This window comes from Streptomyces sp. NPDC055966 (assembly GCF_042269865.1).
Taxonomy (GTDB): Bacteria; Actinomycetota; Actinomycetes; order Streptomycetales; family Streptomycetaceae; genus Streptomyces.
Genome location: NZ_JBHJYK010000018.1, coordinates 112,300 through 128,091 on the forward strand (window position 1 = coordinate 112,300; position 15,792 = coordinate 128,091).

Here is a 15,792-nt window from a genome sequence, read left to right on the forward strand (position 1 = left end):
TCCAGGGGGACGGAGTCCAGCGGGACGGAGAGGGATCAGTCGGCGGGCCAGTCCAGCGCGATGTACTGCGTCTCCAGGAACGCCTCGATGCCCTCGCGGCCGCCTTCGCGGCCGAGGCCGGACTGCTTGACGCCGCCGAAGGGCGCGGCCGGGTCGGACAGCAGGCCCCGGTTCAGGCCGACCATGCCCGCCTCCAGGCGCTCGGCCAGCCGCAGGGCCCGGGCGACGTCGCGGGAGTAGACGTAGGCGGCGAGGCCGTGGACGGTGGCGTTGGCCCGGGCCACGACCTCGTCCTCGTCGGTGAAGGTGGTGAGCGGGGCGACCGGCCCGAAGACCTCCTCGTGGAGGATGCGGGCGTCGTCGGGGACGTCGGTGAGGACGGTCGCGGGGTGGTAGAAGCCAGGGCCGCGCGAGACGGTGCCCTGGGCGGCGATCCGGGCGCCGCGGCCGAGGGCGTCGTCGACGAGGGAGCGGACCTTGTCGACGGCGGCGCGGTTGATCAGCGGGCCGAGGGTGACGCCCTCCTCCCCGCCCGGTCCGGTGCGTACGGCGGCCATGGCGGCGCCGAACTTCGCCGTGAACTCCGCGGCGACGGCCTCGTGGACGTAGAACCGGTTGGCGGCGATGCAGACCTCGCCGCCGCCGCGCATCTTGGCGTCCATCGCCCCGCGCACGGCCGCGTCGACGTCGGCGTCCGCGCACACGACGAAGGGCGCGTTGCCGCCGAGTTCCATGGTCACGTTGACGACGTGCGCGGCGGCCTGGCCCAGCAGGACCTTGCCGGTGGCGGTGGAGCCGGTGAACGAGAACTTGCGGACCCGTTCGTCGCCGAGCCAGGCGGAGACGACCTCGGGGGCGCGGTCGGTGGGCAGCACGTTCAGCAGGCCGTCGGGGAGTCCGGCCCGGGCCAGCAGGGCGGCGACCGCGAGCGCGGTGAGCGGGGTCTCGGGGGCCGGCTTGAGCAGGACCGGGCAGCCCGCGGCGAGGGCCGGGGCGATCTTGCGGGTGGCCATGGCGGCCGGGAAGTTCCACGGGGTGACGAACGCGGTGACGCCGACCGGGTGCCGGCGTACGACGTGGCGGAAGCCGCCGCCGGGCGCGTCGGCGAAGGAGGAGCCGATGCGGACGGCCTCCTCGGCGAACCAGCGGAAGAACTCGGCCGCGTAGCCGACCTCGGCGAGCGCGTCCCGGCGGGCCTTGCCGTTCTCCCGGACGATCAGGTCGGCGAACGCGTCGCGGTGTCCGGTCATCAGCCGGAAGGTGTCGTACAGGATCTCCGAGCGGCGCCGGGCCGGGGTGGCCCGCCAGCCGGCCGCGGCCTGTTCGGCGGCGGCGAGAGCGGCGCGGGCGTCCTGTGCACCGGCGTCGGACACCCAGCGCACCGGCTCTCCGGTGGCCGGGTCGTAGACGGGGTACGTCCTGCCGTCGGCGGCCGGGAGCCAGCGGCCGCCGAGGAACACATCACCGTCGGCGAGCGGGGCCACCGCGAGGGTGTCGATGCCGGCGAGGTTCATGAGCTGCTCTTTTCCTCCGTCCCGGACGGGGTTCCGTCCGATGCGCGGTGAATTTACGAGCGCGTCACACGGCGGACAAGGCCACTCAGCCGGATCGCAATCGGGGTTGCTGTGAGGGCAACTCGCCGATCACACGGGCATGTTCCGGCCGGGCGGTGCGGAACGCGGCTCCCAGCCGAGCAGCACGGACACCCGCGCCGCCGCCCGCGCGGTGGTCCGTCCGGCCTCGTCGAGCCGCTCGCCGAGGCGGGACGCGGGCGCCGAGATGTTGAGCGCGGCGACGACCCGGCCGCGGAAGTCCCGCACCGGCGCGGACACTCCGACCAGGCCTTCCTCGAACTCCTCGCTGACCTGGGCGTATCCGCGCCGTCGGGCCTCCTGGATCAGCGACCACAGCTCGGGCACGGGCATCTCGCTCGCGGTGCCGAAGCGGACGTACAGCTCGTCCGGGGTGGCGTCGGCCAGCAGCACCCGGCCGGCGGAGAGCCGCCAGGCGGCCACGCCGCGGCCCTCCCAGCCGTGCACGCGGAAGGAGTGGCCGGAGACGGACAGCAGGGTGAGCACCTCGCGGTCGCTGAGGACGCACAGATGACTGGTCTCCTCCAGGTCCGCCGACAGGGCGTGCATGACCGGTTCGGCGACGCGCACCAGACGGCTCTCGGAGGTGCGGGCGACCAGCGAGAACAGCCGCCAGCCGAGGCGGTACTCCAGGGTGTCCGGGTCCCGTTCGACGATCCCCTCGGCGGCCAGCGCCTTCAGGGCGCGGGAGATCTGGGACTTCTCGCGGCCGACGAGCTGGGCGAGGCGGACCACGCCGAGGCCTCCGGCGTGCTGTGCCTCGTCGGAGGCGAGGGCCTCCAGCAGATCGATGTCCCGGCGCAGGCCGTGCCCGCGCACCGCGGAGGGGGTGTCCGTCACGGCGTCATCCTAGGCACGCCGAACCCGGAGAGAACCACCAGGTCAGGGACGCAGTTGTCAGGACAGCAACCGGCATTTCGATTCCCGGGACCGTCTTGCCGACGGCAGGTGACGGACCTAGATTCACCGCATCGGACCGGAGGGACTTGCCCTGAATGCGAGGTTCATCCTTCTCCGGCCGTCATCGCGTCCTGGTTCGCCCGTCGAACCCCGCCACCGAAGGTCCTGGAGTCTCGATGCCTTCCCCGGATTCATCCGCCGCGACGCAGTCCTTCGCCGCGACCGCGCTGATCGGCGAGTCGTTCACCGGCGACGGCGTGAACGCCGCGCACACCAACGTCGTGATCGGCCGCAAGGGCGGCCCGGTCGAGACGGCGTGGGCGACCGCGCTGGCCACGCCGAGCGCCGGGCATGTGCCGTTCCTGGCCGTCGTACGGCCCTCGGTCCCGGTCAAGCCGGCGACGCTGTTCGTCACCAAGGCCGCTGCCGTGGGCGAGTTGCACGAGCGGGCCACCTGGGGCAGCGCCCAGGCGGGCCTGGCACAGGGTGTGCTGGACGCCGTCACCGAGGGCCTGCTCCCGGCCGAGGAGGCCGCAGAGCTGCTGGTCATCGCGGCGGTGTGGGTCAACCCCGGTGTGGACGACCTCGACGTCTGCTTCCGCAACCAGCGCGCGGCGGGGTACGGCGCCGTCCGGGCCGCCGTGACGGGCGCGCCCTCGATGGCCGACGTGCTGGAAGCGGCGAAGGAGGGTCCGGCGAACCCGTTCTACACGCCGTCCGCGGAGGTGCTCGCCCGATGAAGATCACCGACATCACGCTCGACCGGCTGCGGCTGGAGCTGGACCCGCCGTTCCGCGCGGCCTGGGACCCGGTGCCGCGCGGCCACTTCGACGCCACGATCGTGCGTGTGCACACCGACGAGGGGATCACCGGCATCGGCTCCGGCGACCTCATGGACGGCTTCGACACCTACAGGCACCTGTTCGTCGGCGAGGACCCGCTCGCCATCACCCGGCATGTACGGGCCATCGAGACGGCCAGCTTCCACGGCGCCCCCTACTGGCCGCTGGAGGCCGCGCTGTGGGACATCATCGGGAAGGTGCACGGCCGCCCGGTCGCCGAACTCTTCGGCAACGCCGCGAAGAAGCTGCCCGCGTACGCCTCGTCCGGTGAGCTGAAGTCCCCCGAGGAGCGGGTCGCGACCGCGCTGAAGGTGCGCGAGGCCGGGTTCCGGGCGCTGAAGATCCGCATCGACCGGGACCGGGTCGACGAGGGCGTCGCCGCGGTCCGGGCCGTACGCGAGGAACTCGGCGACGGCTTCGACATCATGGTCGACCTCAACCAGTCCTGGCGGATGGCGGGTGACACCGCGAACGCCTCCGACCTCGCCAAGACCCGCAGGATCATCGCCCGGCTCGCCGAGCTGGACGTGTTCTGGGTGGAGGAGCCGCTGCCGTACGCCGACCTGGACGGGTTCAAGCGGCTGCGTGCCGAGAACCCGGGGGTGCGCATCGCGGCCGGGGAGATGCACCACTCGGTGCCCGAGCTGCTGCGCTGTCTGGAGGAGGACGCCCTCGACGTCTACCAGATGGACGTCGTCCTCGCGATCGGCATGCACCGCGCCCGCACGCTCGCCGAGCTGGCCCTGCTGAAAAACCGTCAGTTCACCCCGCACAGCTGGACGAACGGCATCGGGGTGCTCGCCAACCTGCAGGTGTCGGCGGGTGTGGGCGGCGGCCCGTACTTCGAGTTCCCCTACGACCCGCCCGGCTGGACTCCCGAGCGCCGCGACTTCATGCTCGCCGAGCCGCTGAGTGTGGACGCCGACGGCTGTCTCGAAGTGCCGGACCGGCCGGGGCTGGGCGTGCAGCTGGACGAGGACGCGATCGACCGCTGGAGGGTGAAGTGACGTACACCATCGAGGAGTTGCTGGCGCGCTCCTACGACGAGTGGCTGGCCGCGGCCGACAAACTCGTCTTCGAGACCCGGCCGTTCATCGACGGCGCGTTCATGGTCGCCACCTCCGACGACTGCTTCCCGACGGTCTCGCCACGCGACGGCAGGCTGCTGACCCGGGTGCGGGCCGCCTCCGCCGAGGACGTCGACCGTGCCGTACGGTCCGCGCGGGCCGCGTTCGAGGACGGCCGCTGGCGCGACCTCGCGCCCAAGGAGCGCAAGCGGGTCCTGCTGCGCTGGGCGGAGCTGATCCTCGCGAACGCCGAGGAGCTGGCGCTGCTCGACACGCTGGAGATGGGCAAGCCGATCACCGAGTCGCTGCGGGTGGACGTGGCGAAGGCGGCCGAGACGATCGCCTGGTACGCGGAGACGATCGACAAGACCTACGACGAGGTCGCCCCGACCCCCGGGAACGCGCTCGCGCTGGTCACCCGGGAGCCGCTCGGCGTCATCGGCGCCGTCGTGCCCTGGAACTACGCGCTGCTGATCGCCAGTTGGAAGCTGGGCCCGGCGCTCGCCACCGGCAACAGCGTGGTGCTGAAGCCCGCCGAGCAGACCTCGCTCGCCGCGCTGCGGCTGGCCGCGCTCGCCGCCGAGGCGGGCCTGCCGGAGGGCGTGTTCAACGTGGTCCCGGGGCGCGGCGAGGTCGCCGGGCAGGCGCTCGGGCGGCATCCGGACGTCGACAAGATCGCCTTCACCGGCTCGGCGCAAGTGGCGCGGCTGTTCCAGGTGTACGCGGGCGAGTCCAACGGCAAGCAGGTCGCCGTGGAGGCGGGCGGCAAGTCGCCCCAACTCGTCCTGCCGGACGCCGACATCGAGGCCGCCGCCTCCGCCGTGGCCTGGGGGATCTTCTACAACGCGGGCCAGACCTGCAACGCGGGCTCCCGAGTCGTCGTGCACAGCTCCGTGAAGGACCGACTCCTCACGGCCGTATGCCGGATCACCAGGGAGACCTTCCGCGTCGGCGACCCGCTCGACCCGGCCACGGTGCTGGGGCCGATCGTGGACGAGACACAACTGGCCACGGTCCGGGACTACATCGCGCGCGGGGTCCAGGACGGGGCGAGCGTGCTGCTGGGTGGCGAGCGGGTACTCACCGAGACCGGCGGCAGCTATCTGGAACCCACGATCCTCGACGGCGTGGCGAACACCTCCGTGGTCGGCCAGGAGGAGATCTTCGGACCGGTGCTCGCGGTGGTGTGCTACGACGGTGACGTGCGCGAGGGCGTACGGCTCGCGAACCAGAGCGACTTCGGGCTCGTCGCCTCCGTGTGGACCCGGGACGTGACCGTGGCCCACCGCACCGCGCGGCGGCTGCGGGCCGGCACCGTGTGGATCAACACCTTCGACGCCAGCGACGTCATCACCCCGTTCGGCGGCTTCAAGGCGACCGGCGCGGGCCGCGACAAGTCCCTGCACGCGCTGGACGCGTACACGGCGCTCAAGACGACCTGGATCGACCTCGCCTGAACCGACCGGGCGAACCAACCCTTTTCCCCTCCCCTCTCTCCCTCTCCCCTTCATTCTTCTCTTCTCAGCGAGGACAACTGATGAGGATCGGTTTCATCGGCCTGGGCAACATGGGACGCCACATGGCCCGCCATCTGATCCACGCGGGGCATCTGGTCACCGTGCACGACAGCAGGCCGGAGGCCGCCGTCGAGCATCTCGCGCTGGGCGCGCGCTGGGCGGACTCCCCCGCCGAGTGCGCCCGGGGCGCCGAGTTCCTGATCACCATGCTGCCCGACCCGCGCGTCGTGGAGGAGGTGCTGCTGCGCGGCGGGGCCGCCGGGGCGCTGCCCGAGGACGCGTTGTGGATCGACATGTCGACCTCCACTCCGGCCGCCGCCGCACGGGTCGCGGCCGAAGCGCTCGACGCCCGGCGCATACGCCGGCTGGACGCGCCGGTCAGCGGGATGGCGCGGGGCGCGGAGGCGGGCACGCTCCAGATCTTCGTGGGCGGCGCCGACGACGACTTCCGGATCGCGCTGCCGGTCTTCGAGGCGCTGGGCGATCCCGACCGCGTGCTGCACGTCGGCCCAGTGGGCGCCGGCTACACCGTCAAGCTCATGATCAACCTGTTGTGGTTCAGCCACCTGGTCGCCACCAGCGAGGTGCTCGCGATGGGCGTCCGGGCGGGCGTCGACCTCGGTGTGCTGCGCAACTCGCTGCTCGCCTCCCCGGCGGCCTCGCACTTCCTGGAGCACGACATCATGTGCGTGCTCGCCGACGGCGACTACGACGACTCCTTCGCGATGGCGCTGGCCTGCAAGGACCTCGGACTCGCCGTCGACCTCGGCCGTGATGTGGGGGTCTCGACGGAACTGTCGGCGCTGGTCGAGCAGATCTACCGCCGTTCCAAGGCCCACCACGGCGCGTCGGCGGGCGAGATGAGTCCGATCCGGCTCTACGAGGCGCTGGCGGGGCGGGAGTTCAGGCTGCCGTCGCCGGCCGCCGCCCTCGACGCCACCACTCTCACGGTCTGACGCCACCGAATCCCTGCGAGGAGCCGCACCATGACCGACCCTCTCACCGCCTTGAGCCTCGACGCCGTCTGCCGGGTCGAGTTCGGCCCCGGCCGGATCGAGCTGCTGCCCGAACTCATCGCGGCCACCGGCCACCACCGGGCGTTCGTCGTCACCGACCCGGGACTGCGCACGGCGGGCGTCGCCGGGCGCGTCCTGAAGATCCTCAGCGCGGCGGGAGTGGAGCACGCCGTGTACGACGAGGTGGCGCCCAACCCGTCGACCGGGAACGTCGACGCGGGCGCCGCCCGGGCCCGGGTCTTCGGTCCCGCGGTGGTCGTCGCGCTCGGCGGCGGCTCGGTGCTGGACGCGGCGAAGGGGATCTCCCTGCTGGTGGGCAATCCGGACGCGGCCGCCGCCGATGCCGACCGGCTGTGGGAGGCGGCCGACGGGCTGCCGCTGATCGCCGTACCGACGACGTCGGGGACGGGCGCCGAGACCAACGGGTTCGGCGTCATCGAGGACACGGCGGCCTACCGCAAGGTGTACCTGGGCCACCCCTCCGTCAAGCCGCGTGTCGCCCTCCTGGACCCGGAGCTGACGCTCGGCCTGCCCCCGGCGGCGACGGCCGCGACCGGCATCGACGCGCTCGTGCACGGCATCGAGTCGCTGGCCTCGCGCGGCGCGAACGCGTTCTCCACGGCATACGCCGCCCAGGCCGTGGCCATGATCGGCCACGCCCTGCCCCTCGCCCACCGGGACGGCTCGGACCTTCAGGCGCGGGCCGAGCTGATGATGGGCGCGCATCTCGCGGGCCAGGCCCTGACCCTGTCGGGACTCGGCCTGGTCCACGGCATCGGGCACGCGCTGACCGCGCACACCGGCACCCCGCACGGAGTCGCGCTCGCCGCCGTACTGGAGGAGGTCATGGAGTTCAGCACGCCCCGGGCGCGGGAGCCGTACGAGCGGGCGGCCCGGGCGCTGGGCGTGGCACCGCCGGCCGACGGCGACTGGGCGCGGGCGGCCGTGACCGCGGTGCGGGAGCTGTCCGGCGCCCTCGACGTCAAGCGCCCGCTGCGCGCGCTCGGCGCGGACCGCTCGCTGCTGCCGTCGATCGCGGCGGGCGCGGTCGCGGACGCGGTGACGAAGAACGCGCCCCGGCTGCCCGAGGAGCGGGAGGTCCTGGAGCTCCTCACCGGGGTGTACTGACCCGTCGGGGAGAGCCTGACGTGCGGCGGGTCCGGCCCGGGAGCACGCTGGAGGCATGAGACCCCCGTTCGGGACGGGGGGTTCGCGGCATCCCTGGCTGTCGTCGCACGCGCTGCTGCTGCTCCCGGTCCTGCTCATCGTGGTGATCACGGTGGTGGACCTGCAGACCCCCACCAACGTGCACCTCGGCCCGGCACTGGTGATCGCCCCCGCGCTCACGCCCTCCTTCGCCGGCCCCCGCACCACGGCGGCGATCGGGGCACTGGCCCTGGCGGCCCAGATCCTCATCGGCGTCGCCCACGGCGGCATCACCACCACGAACCACGTCGTGCAGATCATCACGCTCGCGGTGCTGTCGGTGATGGTGGTGGTCTACAGCGTCGTGCGGGAGCGCCGGCAGGCCCAGCTGGCGCAGGTCCGCTCGGTCGCCGAGGCCGCGCAGCACGTGCTGATGTGGCCGCTGCCCGAGCAGATCGGCCCGCTGCGGATCGCCTCGCTGTACCTGGCCGCGGAGGACGAGGCGCAGATCGGCGGCGACCTGTACGCGGTGACCCAGTACGAGGGCGGGGTACGGGTGATGATCGGCGACGTGCGGGGCAAGGGGCTGGCCGCGATCGGCGAGGCCGCCCTGCTGCTCGGCTCGTTCCGGGAGAGCGCGCACCGGCACATCCCGCTGCCCGAACTGGCCGGGCTGCTGGACCAGAGCATCACCCGCTATGCGGCGGATCTGGAGCCGTTGGAGGAGGCGGGCGAGCGGTTCGCGACCGCGCTGCTGGTGGAGATACCGGACCGGGATCCCCTCACCCGGATGACCAGCTGCGGTCATCCCCCGCCGCTGCTGCTGAGCCCCGGCAGCGCGGTCACCGTGCCGAGCCTGCACCCCTCGCCGCCGCTCGGCGTGCACGGCGGCGCGGAGCACACGCTGGACGTGTTCTCCTTCGAACCGGGCGACACCCTGCTGCTCTACACCGACGGCGTGGTGGAGGCCAGGGACGTCCGCGGCCTGTTCTATCCGCTGACCGAGCGGGCGGCGCACTGGACCGAGGACAGCCCCGAGGCGCTGATGCACCATGTGCGCCGCGATCTGCTCACGCACGTGGGCGGCCGGCTGGACGACGACGCCGCGCTCATCGCCCTGCACCGCACGGTGGTCGAACGGCGTCGGCACCATGGCCGGGCAGGCGACGACGCCTACCGGCACGGCTGACGGTATGAAGGGCGCGCGCCCCGCCCCGAGTGGGGCGGAGCGGGATCGCACGCCCTGGCTTCAGTGGACCGGCTTGAGGTCCGTGATCTTCAGGGTCCTCAGGTCGGACTGGACGTCGATCCGGGTGACCTGCGGGTGCTTGGCGTCGCTCCAGGTGAGCGTGACACGGCTGGTGGCGTGGCCCGCGCCGGAACCGGTGTAGGCCACGTTCCACTTCACGGGCACGCTCTGCGCGAACAGGATCCCGTCGGCGTGCTCCTTCTTCTCGAAGGCGGCCACCTTCTTCTGGGCGGCGGCGGACAGGTAGAAGCGGCGCAGGGCGTCGGCGGCCGGGCCGGCGGACCTGTCGTCAGTGGCCCAGACGGCGTCGATGTAGGCGCCGTAGAAGTCGGCGACGTGCTGGGTGACGTTGCGCGGGTCGCCCTGGGCCGAGGACACGGCGGCGGCCCGGGTGGTGTGGCTCGCGCCGGTACCGGCGAGGGCGGGCGTCACGGCGGCCAGGGTGAGTCCGCCGGTCAGGGCCACGGCGGTGAGCAGGATCTTACGGCTGTGCGTGCGGCTGCGAACGGACATGTGTCTCATTCCCCCGGTTAAGGAACGACCAGGCTGATCCCGGCCTTCGACGGACCTTAAGACCGCAATTCCCTCGCGGTGGTTCCGTCGTTCGAGACCTTTTTCCCGGAGTGCGGACGGTTCTCGACGAACCGGTTCTCGACGAGTTCGCTGTCCTCTCGGGGGATGCCGTCGGGGACGCCCTCGCGCAGGATCTCCACGTCCGTGCCGCCGTCGGCCGCGGTGGGCTTCGTCGTCGTGGTCATGGTGGCGCACGGCGTCGTCGTAGCTGAGAGAGACCCGGAAGGTGCCGCCCTCCCGGGCGTCCGCACCCGCCGGGAGATCCGTGTGGCGTACATGCGCCCACGCTACCGGTCCGCCCCCTCCGCCGGTCACGGTTTACGCGCGACGGCGCCGGCGAGCTGACCCGGGCCGCGGGTCAACCGACGTGCCCCGGCGTTCCGTTGGCGGAGACCGTCCCCGAATGCCCCTTTGAAGTACGGCAGTTCACACGCCACGATAGATTCACAGGCACCACGAGGCACCCACCCCCCGATCTTCACGGAGAGCCGACGTGACAGACACCGGATTCAGCCCGGAGCGGATCGACACCGGCAGGCCGCACCCCGCCCGGATATACGACTGGTTCCTGGACGGCAAGGACCACTACCCCGTCGACGCCGAGGCCGCGGGCGCGGTGCTGGAGGTCTTCCCCGGTGTGAAGGACACGGCCTGGGCCAACCGCGAGTTCATGCACCGCGCCGCCCGTCACGTCGCCCGCCAGGGCGTCGACCAGTTCCTGGACGTGGGCACGGGGATCCCCACCGAGCCGAATCTGCACCAGGTCGTGCAGGCGGTCGAGCCGCGTGCGCGGGTGGTGTACGCGGACAACGACCCGATCGTGCTGCGGCACGCCGAGGCCCTGCTCCAGGGCACCCCGGAGGGGCGAACGGCCTATCTGCACGCCGACGTCCGCGAGCCGGAGCGGATCGTGGAGTACGCCCGCGAGCACCTGGACCTGAGCCGGCCCGTGGGCCTGTCGCTGATCGCGCTGCTGCCGTTCGTCCCCGACGAGCAGGATCCGTACGGTGTCGTCCGGACCCTGCTGGATCCGCTGCCGGCCGGCAGCCATCTGATGCTGTCCCACGTCAGCGCCGCGTTCGATCCGGAGGTCTGGGCTCGGATCGAGGCCGTCTACCGCTCCGGCGGCGCGACGGTCCGGGCGCGCTCGCACGCCGAGGTGACACGGTTCTTCGACGGTCTGGAGCTGTGCGAGCCCGGCGTCGTCGCGGCCAGCGACTGGCATCCCGGGCCGGAGACACGGGTGCGCGAGGTGCAGCCGGTGTTCGTGGGAGTGGCGCGCAAGCCCTGACGGTCACGGACGGCCGCGCCGGATGCCCGGTACGGACATGTGCCGCGACATTCCGCCCGGAGGGAGTGCCCATGACCGACGCGCCGCCCCCGCCCGAGGAACTGACGCTCCAGCCTCTCGGTTTCGAGCATCTGTCTGCGCCTGTCTGGTGATGCTGGACGGAGACCGGGTGGCCGGGTTCGTGCTGGGCTCGCCGGCGTTCGAACAGCGGGCCGACTGGGGCTACCTGGAGGGGATCGCGGTCGACCCGGCCTTCCAGGGGTGCGGGGTGGCCTCCCGGCTGGTGAAGGAGTGCTGCGCTCGGCAGGCCGCGGCCGCAGCGCTGTGCGTGGTCACGGACGTGGAGGGGCGCAACACCGCCTCCGCCGCGCTGATGCGCCGCAACGACTTCACGGAGGAGGCCGCCGTCAGCCTCTTCGTGCGGGCGGGGCACGTTGGTGACGACGTCCAGGTCCGGGTCGAGCGTGTCCAGGTCGGCCGGGGGCGGGATCAGCCGGTGGCGCAGGGTGAGCACTGTGCGGACTCCCCCGCTCCGCGACGTCACGCGTCGGGCATCAGCCCGGCCGCGACGGTGGCTCCGAGCTCCCAGCACGCCTGGGTGTCGGCCTTGGCGGGCTCGCCGGTGACGGTCACCGGCTCGGCCGCGCGGCGCCAGCCGAGGCCGGTGGTGACCGCCTCGACAGCACGGACGGCGCCGGTGACGTCGTTGCCGCCGTGCACGTAGTAGCCGAAGGGCCGGCCCCGGGTCTCGTCCAGGCAGGGGTAGTAGATCTGGTCGAAGAAATGCTTGAGCGCACCGGACATGTAGCCGAGGTTCGCGGGTGTGCCGAGCAGATACCCGTCGGCTTCCAGCACGTCGGAGGCGGTGGCGGCGAGGGCCGCGCGCCGGACGACGCGAACGCCCTCGATCTCCGGTGTCGTCGCGCCGGAGAGGACGGCCTCGAACAGCGTCTGGCAGTTGGGCGACGGCGTGTGATGGACGATCAGCAAGGTAGGCACACCCCGCACCCTAGTGAGCGGACCACCGGGTCGGCCGGGGCGGACCCGCGAGGCATCGTGCGGTCGGTGCCGTCCGTGTCCTCGGTTACAGTTGCGCCCCTGTCCAGGAGGGGAGACAACAATGCAGGTCAGAGTGGGGTCCGTGGGCGGCAGAGCGGTCGTGGCGGTGGCGCTCGCGGCGGTGCTCGGCGGATGCGCGGAGTCGGCGGACGCCGACGGGAAGAAGGCGTCGGGCGCGTCGGCGTCCGCGAAGGGCGCGGGGCACACGGGGAGCGGAGCGACCACGGGGACGGCGTCGGCGAGCGGCGGCACGATCGGCGCGGCCGGTTCGGACTGCCCGCTGCCGGTCCGTTTCGGCATCGCCCGGCACTGGAAGGCCAAGTCGATCGACGCCGAGGCGGAGCTGTCGAAGGCGTCGAAGGGTTCCGGCGGCGCTCCGGCCGGAGCGCTCGCCGACAGCTTCCTGCGCCAGGGACCGGTCACCGCGGCCTGCGAGATCGACGCCAAACCGGCCGGCCACATCGGCTTCCTGCGCGTGTGGACCGGCAGGCACGGCAACGCCGACGCGGGCACGGTGCTCCGGCAGTTCGTCGCCGCGGAGGAGAACACCAGCAAGGCGACGTACCGCACGGTCAGGACGGGCGGCGGCCTGTCCGGCGTGGAGGTGGAGTACCTCTACACCAGCAAGCTCCTGGAGGAGACCAAGAAGGAGACCGCCCTCGCGGTGAGCACGCCCGACGGGCCGGTCGTCCTGCACCTCGGCGGCATGGACACCGAGGAGCACGAGGCGATGCGTCCGGCGTACGAACTGGCCAAGCAGACGCTCACGTCGGCCTGAGCACCACCGGGTTCGTGTCCCGGCCGCGGCCCGACCCGGCCAGATTCAGTAGCGCAGGCGCCTGGCCCGGAGGAACATGATCAGGCCGGACAGGGCGAGCAGGGTGCCGAGGACCGAGGACCACACATGGGCGCCGGTCCCGGCCGATCCCCCCTGCGCCGACCGGAGTTGGGACTGCACGGGGGCCCCGGCGAGGACGGTCGGGGACGGTGCGGGCGACGCGTCGGGACTCGATGGCGCACTCGGTGCCGCGCTCGATGCCGCGCTCGGGGTGACCGTCGGCGCGGCCGCCGTACCGGAGCCGCCGTGGCCGGGCGCGCAGGCGCGGCCGGAGTTGATGCAGTCGACCATCTCGCGCATCAGGCTCGCGTCGAAGACGTCGATGAAGTCGCTGTGGTCGGTGACGGGCTTGTGCAGCTGATCGGGGAAGGAGTCGATCGCGAACAGCGGGACCGTACGGCCGCCGTCCCGCAGGCTCGGCGCCCGGACGTCGTAGACGAGGCGCTGCACCAGCTGGGGGATCGCACGGAAGCCGACCGGGCACGCGCCGTCGGGGCCGGCGAAGGCCATGTGTGCACGGTGGTCGGCGCTGTCGGTGTTGCGGCCGTCCCAGCAGCTCTGGAACCGGAAGGTGCGCACGACGTCGCTGCCCGCCGGGCACAGCGGGTACTTGTCCGTCAGCTGCCGGTCCTCGTAACCGGTGCAGCTCCAGGAGGCGTTGGCGTTGCCGGGGCCGTTGACGACGGCCTTGGCGTCGCCGGTGATGATGCGCAGCAGCCGGGGCATGGCGGTGACCTTGCCGCGCGGGTTGCCCACGAACGTCAGCGTGACCTGCTTCGGCGTGACGATCTGCCCGGCGTTGCCCTCGGTGCCGCCGCCCGGGGATCCTGCGTCGCGCTCGCGTGTGCCGTTCTGGAGGCGCAACACCGGCCAGTAGTACGAGGACTTGTCGCCCCGGTCCACACAGCTCGTGCTCGCCTTCGCGAGGTCGTCGTCGCTCGCGAAGGCGTTGTCGCCCTGGTTGCCGACGTAGTCGTGGACGTGGTGGGCGCCATTGGCGACGCCGGGCGCGACGATGACGTTGTCGGAGTTGAACAGCCCGCCCGCGTTGACGCCGCAGTCGGAGGTGAAGCTGCCGCGCGAGGCGCCGGACCGCTCGGGCGGGCCCGGCAGGGCGGGTTCCGCGGAGGTGATGTCCGCGTAGTCGGAGACGACTGGCCCGTTTCCGCCCTGCCCGGCGCCGTTCACGCCGTGGGCCGGGCCGGTTCCGCTCCGCCCCTGGCCGACGGCGCCTTGTCGAACCGTGGCGCCCGGACCGGCGGTTGCCCGGCCGGCCCCCCGCCCCTCGGTCGCCGAGGAGTGGACACCGGCCACGACCAGCGCGGCGCCGCCCAGGAGCAGGACGGCGGCGGCGAGGGTCGTACGGCGAGCACCGGACGGAGGTCTACGGCTGCGGCTACGGCTACGGCTGGTGCGTGCCAAGGTCGTCCTCTGTGGTTCGCCGGTCTGGGTTCACCGGCCCGGGATGGAGATCCCCCGTTTCCTACGGAGGACGGCTGCGCGATGTTCAACAGGATCGCGAATTCACCAGAATCTCACAGGACATCGCGGTCCTCGGCTCTTCCCCCTCGAACGTCACTGCGAACATCACAATTACGTATCGGACATTCCGCACTTCAACCTTCACACGAGGTACACACCTTGGCTAGGTTGACGCCTGGCCGCCCGGCCCAGCCGGACGAAACGGCCCAACTGCCCTGCGGGGCAAGGAAGGAGCACGTCTTCCATGGCGCCGGAAAGCCGCGACGAGGTTCGCCAGCGGATCGAGTCCCTCTACGACCGCGCGGAGAACGAGACCGGGAACTTCAACGCGACGCGGGCCATGGCGGCGGTGACCCGCTCCCGGGGCGTGCCGCTCGCCAAACGGTCGGTGCGGCGGCCGGAACCCGCGCTGGACGAGATGACCCGGCAGTGGTTCGACGCGGCCCGCGCCAAACTCGGCCCGACCGTCCCCGCGGCCCTTCCCGCGGACCGGCTTCCCGGCCGCTCGCCGGCTCCCGCGCGTTCCCGGGAGCTGCCCCGCGGCGGCACACCGGGTGCCCGACGCCCTCTGGAACTGGAGCAGTCCCCCGCCCGCCGCGCCGTGGCCGAGCTGACCGCAGGCGGCTCCCCCCAGGACGCACCGAGCGGCCTGCCCACCGAACCGGCCGGCGGGCGGGCGGCCCTGCCGGTCCCCCGACAGGCCGAACTTCCGGTCACGACAGCGGACTTGGGCGACTTCGGGGGCGACGGAGCGGGACAGTTCTGGACGCTGGGCACGTCGGAGCAGACGGCACCTGGCGCGTGGGGGGCGTCGGCTTCGATGACGCCGGACGCACGGGAGCCGGCACCCTCGCCGGCACAGTCGATGACTCCCGGTGCGACTCCTGGTGCGCTGGAGGCGACGGCCATGACGGCGCCCGTTGCCCCAGGGCCCGAGGCGTCGCCGGCTCCGGGCGCGCAGGGCGTGGTGACCCTGATGGCCCCCGCAGCGCAGGGCGCGTCGATGCTGATGACCCCCGGCGGGCAGGATGCCACGGCCTTGATGACACCCGGTGCGCTGGAAGCGACGGCCATGATGGCGCCCGTTGCCCCAGGGCCCGAGGCGTCGCCGGCTCCGGGCGCACAGGGCGTGGTGACCCTGATGGCCCCCGCAGCGCAGGGCGCGTCGATGCTGATGACCCCCGGCGGGCAGGATGCCACGGCCTTGATGACACCCGGCG

13 protein-coding genes and 3 pseudogenes are annotated in these 15,792 nt (G+C 72.6%); 10 read left to right on the forward strand and 6 right to left on the reverse strand.

What is annotated here, in order from left to right:
* Positions 1-35 precede the first annotated feature (35 nt).
* Together ACFC8N_RS32880 and ACFC8N_RS32885 are read right to left on the reverse strand one after the other, a co-directional pair.
* Positions 36-1,514 carry an NAD-dependent succinate-semialdehyde dehydrogenase gene (locus ACFC8N_RS32880; RefSeq protein ID WP_376292174.1) on the reverse strand — a complete coding sequence of 493 codons (1,479 nt, stop codon included), beginning with the start codon at positions 1,512-1,514 and terminating at the stop codon, positions 36-38.
* A 129-nt stretch (positions 1,515-1,643) separates the two neighbouring features.
* Positions 1,644-2,432, reverse strand: a complete 789-nt coding sequence (locus tag ACFC8N_RS32885; protein WP_356034042.1) for an IclR family transcriptional regulator — start codon at positions 2,430-2,432, stop codon at positions 1,644-1,646.
* A 236-nt stretch (positions 2,433-2,668) separates the two neighbouring features.
* Between ACFC8N_RS32885 and fae the strand changes: the two genes are divergently transcribed.
* The 6 genes from fae (at position 2,669) to ACFC8N_RS32915 (ending at position 9,269) form a co-directional block, all read left to right on the forward strand.
* Positions 2,669-3,232, forward strand: coding sequence for a formaldehyde-activating enzyme (gene fae / locus ACFC8N_RS32890; RefSeq protein WP_376292177.1), 564 nt, complete (start codon positions 2,669-2,671; stop codon positions 3,230-3,232).
* Entirely contained in the window at positions 3,229-4,341 is a 1,113-nt protein-coding gene (locus ACFC8N_RS32895; protein WP_376292179.1) for a mandelate racemase/muconate lactonizing enzyme family protein, read from the forward strand. Before fae ends, ACFC8N_RS32895 begins: the two co-directional genes overlap by 4 nt.
* Entirely contained in the window at positions 4,338-5,858 is a 1,521-nt protein-coding gene (locus ACFC8N_RS32900; protein WP_376292181.1) for an aldehyde dehydrogenase, read from the forward strand. The genes ACFC8N_RS32895 and ACFC8N_RS32900 overlap by 4 nt, the downstream gene beginning before the upstream one ends.
* A gap of 80 nt (positions 5,859-5,938) precedes the next feature.
* Positions 5,939-6,874 carry an NAD(P)-dependent oxidoreductase gene (locus ACFC8N_RS32905; RefSeq protein WP_356034034.1) on the forward strand — a complete coding sequence of 312 codons (936 nt, stop codon included), beginning with the start codon at positions 5,939-5,941 and terminating at the stop codon, positions 6,872-6,874.
* A 30-nt stretch (positions 6,875-6,904) separates the two neighbouring features.
* Positions 6,905-8,062 (forward strand): iron-containing alcohol dehydrogenase family protein, encoded by a 1,158-nt coding sequence (locus ACFC8N_RS32910; protein ID WP_376292183.1) that lies wholly within the window; start codon positions 6,905-6,907, stop codon positions 8,060-8,062.
* A gap of 55 nt (positions 8,063-8,117) precedes the next feature.
* On the forward strand, positions 8,118-9,269 hold the full coding sequence (locus ACFC8N_RS32915; RefSeq protein ID WP_362823000.1) for a PP2C family protein-serine/threonine phosphatase: 1,152 nt from the start codon (positions 8,118-8,120) through the stop codon (positions 9,267-9,269).
* Positions 9,270-9,329: 60 nt separating this feature from the next.
* On the opposite strand, the gene ACFC8N_RS32920 is transcribed toward ACFC8N_RS32915, so the two are convergent.
* Positions 9,330-9,842: a hypothetical protein gene (locus ACFC8N_RS32920; RefSeq protein ID WP_376292185.1), complete on the reverse strand. Its 513-nt coding sequence runs from the start codon at positions 9,840-9,842 to the stop codon at positions 9,330-9,332.
* Positions 9,843-9,898: 56 nt separating this feature from the next.
* On the reverse strand, positions 9,899-10,087 hold the full coding sequence (locus ACFC8N_RS32925) for a hypothetical protein (RefSeq protein WP_376292187.1): 189 nt from the start codon (positions 10,085-10,087) through the stop codon (positions 9,899-9,901).
* Positions 10,088-10,395: 308 nt separating this feature from the next.
* Between ACFC8N_RS32925 and ACFC8N_RS32930 the strand changes: the two genes are divergently transcribed.
* Both ACFC8N_RS32930 and ACFC8N_RS32935 read left to right on the forward strand, forming a co-directional pair.
* The gene (locus tag ACFC8N_RS32930; protein WP_362822997.1) at positions 10,396-11,193 is read left to right on the forward strand and encodes an SAM-dependent methyltransferase; all 798 of its coding nucleotides are present in this window, start codon (positions 10,396-10,398) and stop codon (positions 11,191-11,193) included.
* Positions 11,194-11,230: 37 nt separating this feature from the next.
* Positions 11,231-11,578 (forward strand): annotated as a pseudogene (locus tag ACFC8N_RS32935) (GNAT family N-acetyltransferase); the annotation flags it as partial.
* A 155-nt stretch (positions 11,579-11,733) separates the two neighbouring features.
* Here ACFC8N_RS32935 and ACFC8N_RS32940 read toward each other — a convergent pair.
* Positions 11,734-12,192, reverse strand: a complete 459-nt coding sequence (locus tag ACFC8N_RS32940) for an NAD(P)H-dependent oxidoreductase (RefSeq protein WP_356034022.1) — start codon at positions 12,190-12,192, stop codon at positions 11,734-11,736.
* 121 nt (positions 12,193-12,313) lie between these two features.
* Here ACFC8N_RS32940 and ACFC8N_RS32945 point away from each other — a divergent pair, with 121 nt between their 5' ends.
* The gene (locus tag ACFC8N_RS32945; protein ID WP_356034020.1) at positions 12,314-13,030 is read left to right on the forward strand and encodes a lipoprotein; all 717 of its coding nucleotides are present in this window, start codon (positions 12,314-12,316) and stop codon (positions 13,028-13,030) included.
* Between the two features lie 45 nt (positions 13,031-13,075).
* Here ACFC8N_RS32945 and ACFC8N_RS32950 read toward each other — a convergent pair.
* Positions 13,076-14,275: pseudogene (locus ACFC8N_RS32950) on the reverse strand (DUF1996 domain-containing protein); the annotation flags it as partial.
* A 541-nt stretch (positions 14,276-14,816) separates the two neighbouring features.
* Between ACFC8N_RS32950 and ACFC8N_RS32955 the strand changes: the two are divergent.
* Positions 14,817-15,792 (forward strand): annotated as a pseudogene (locus tag ACFC8N_RS32955) (hypothetical protein); the annotation flags it as partial.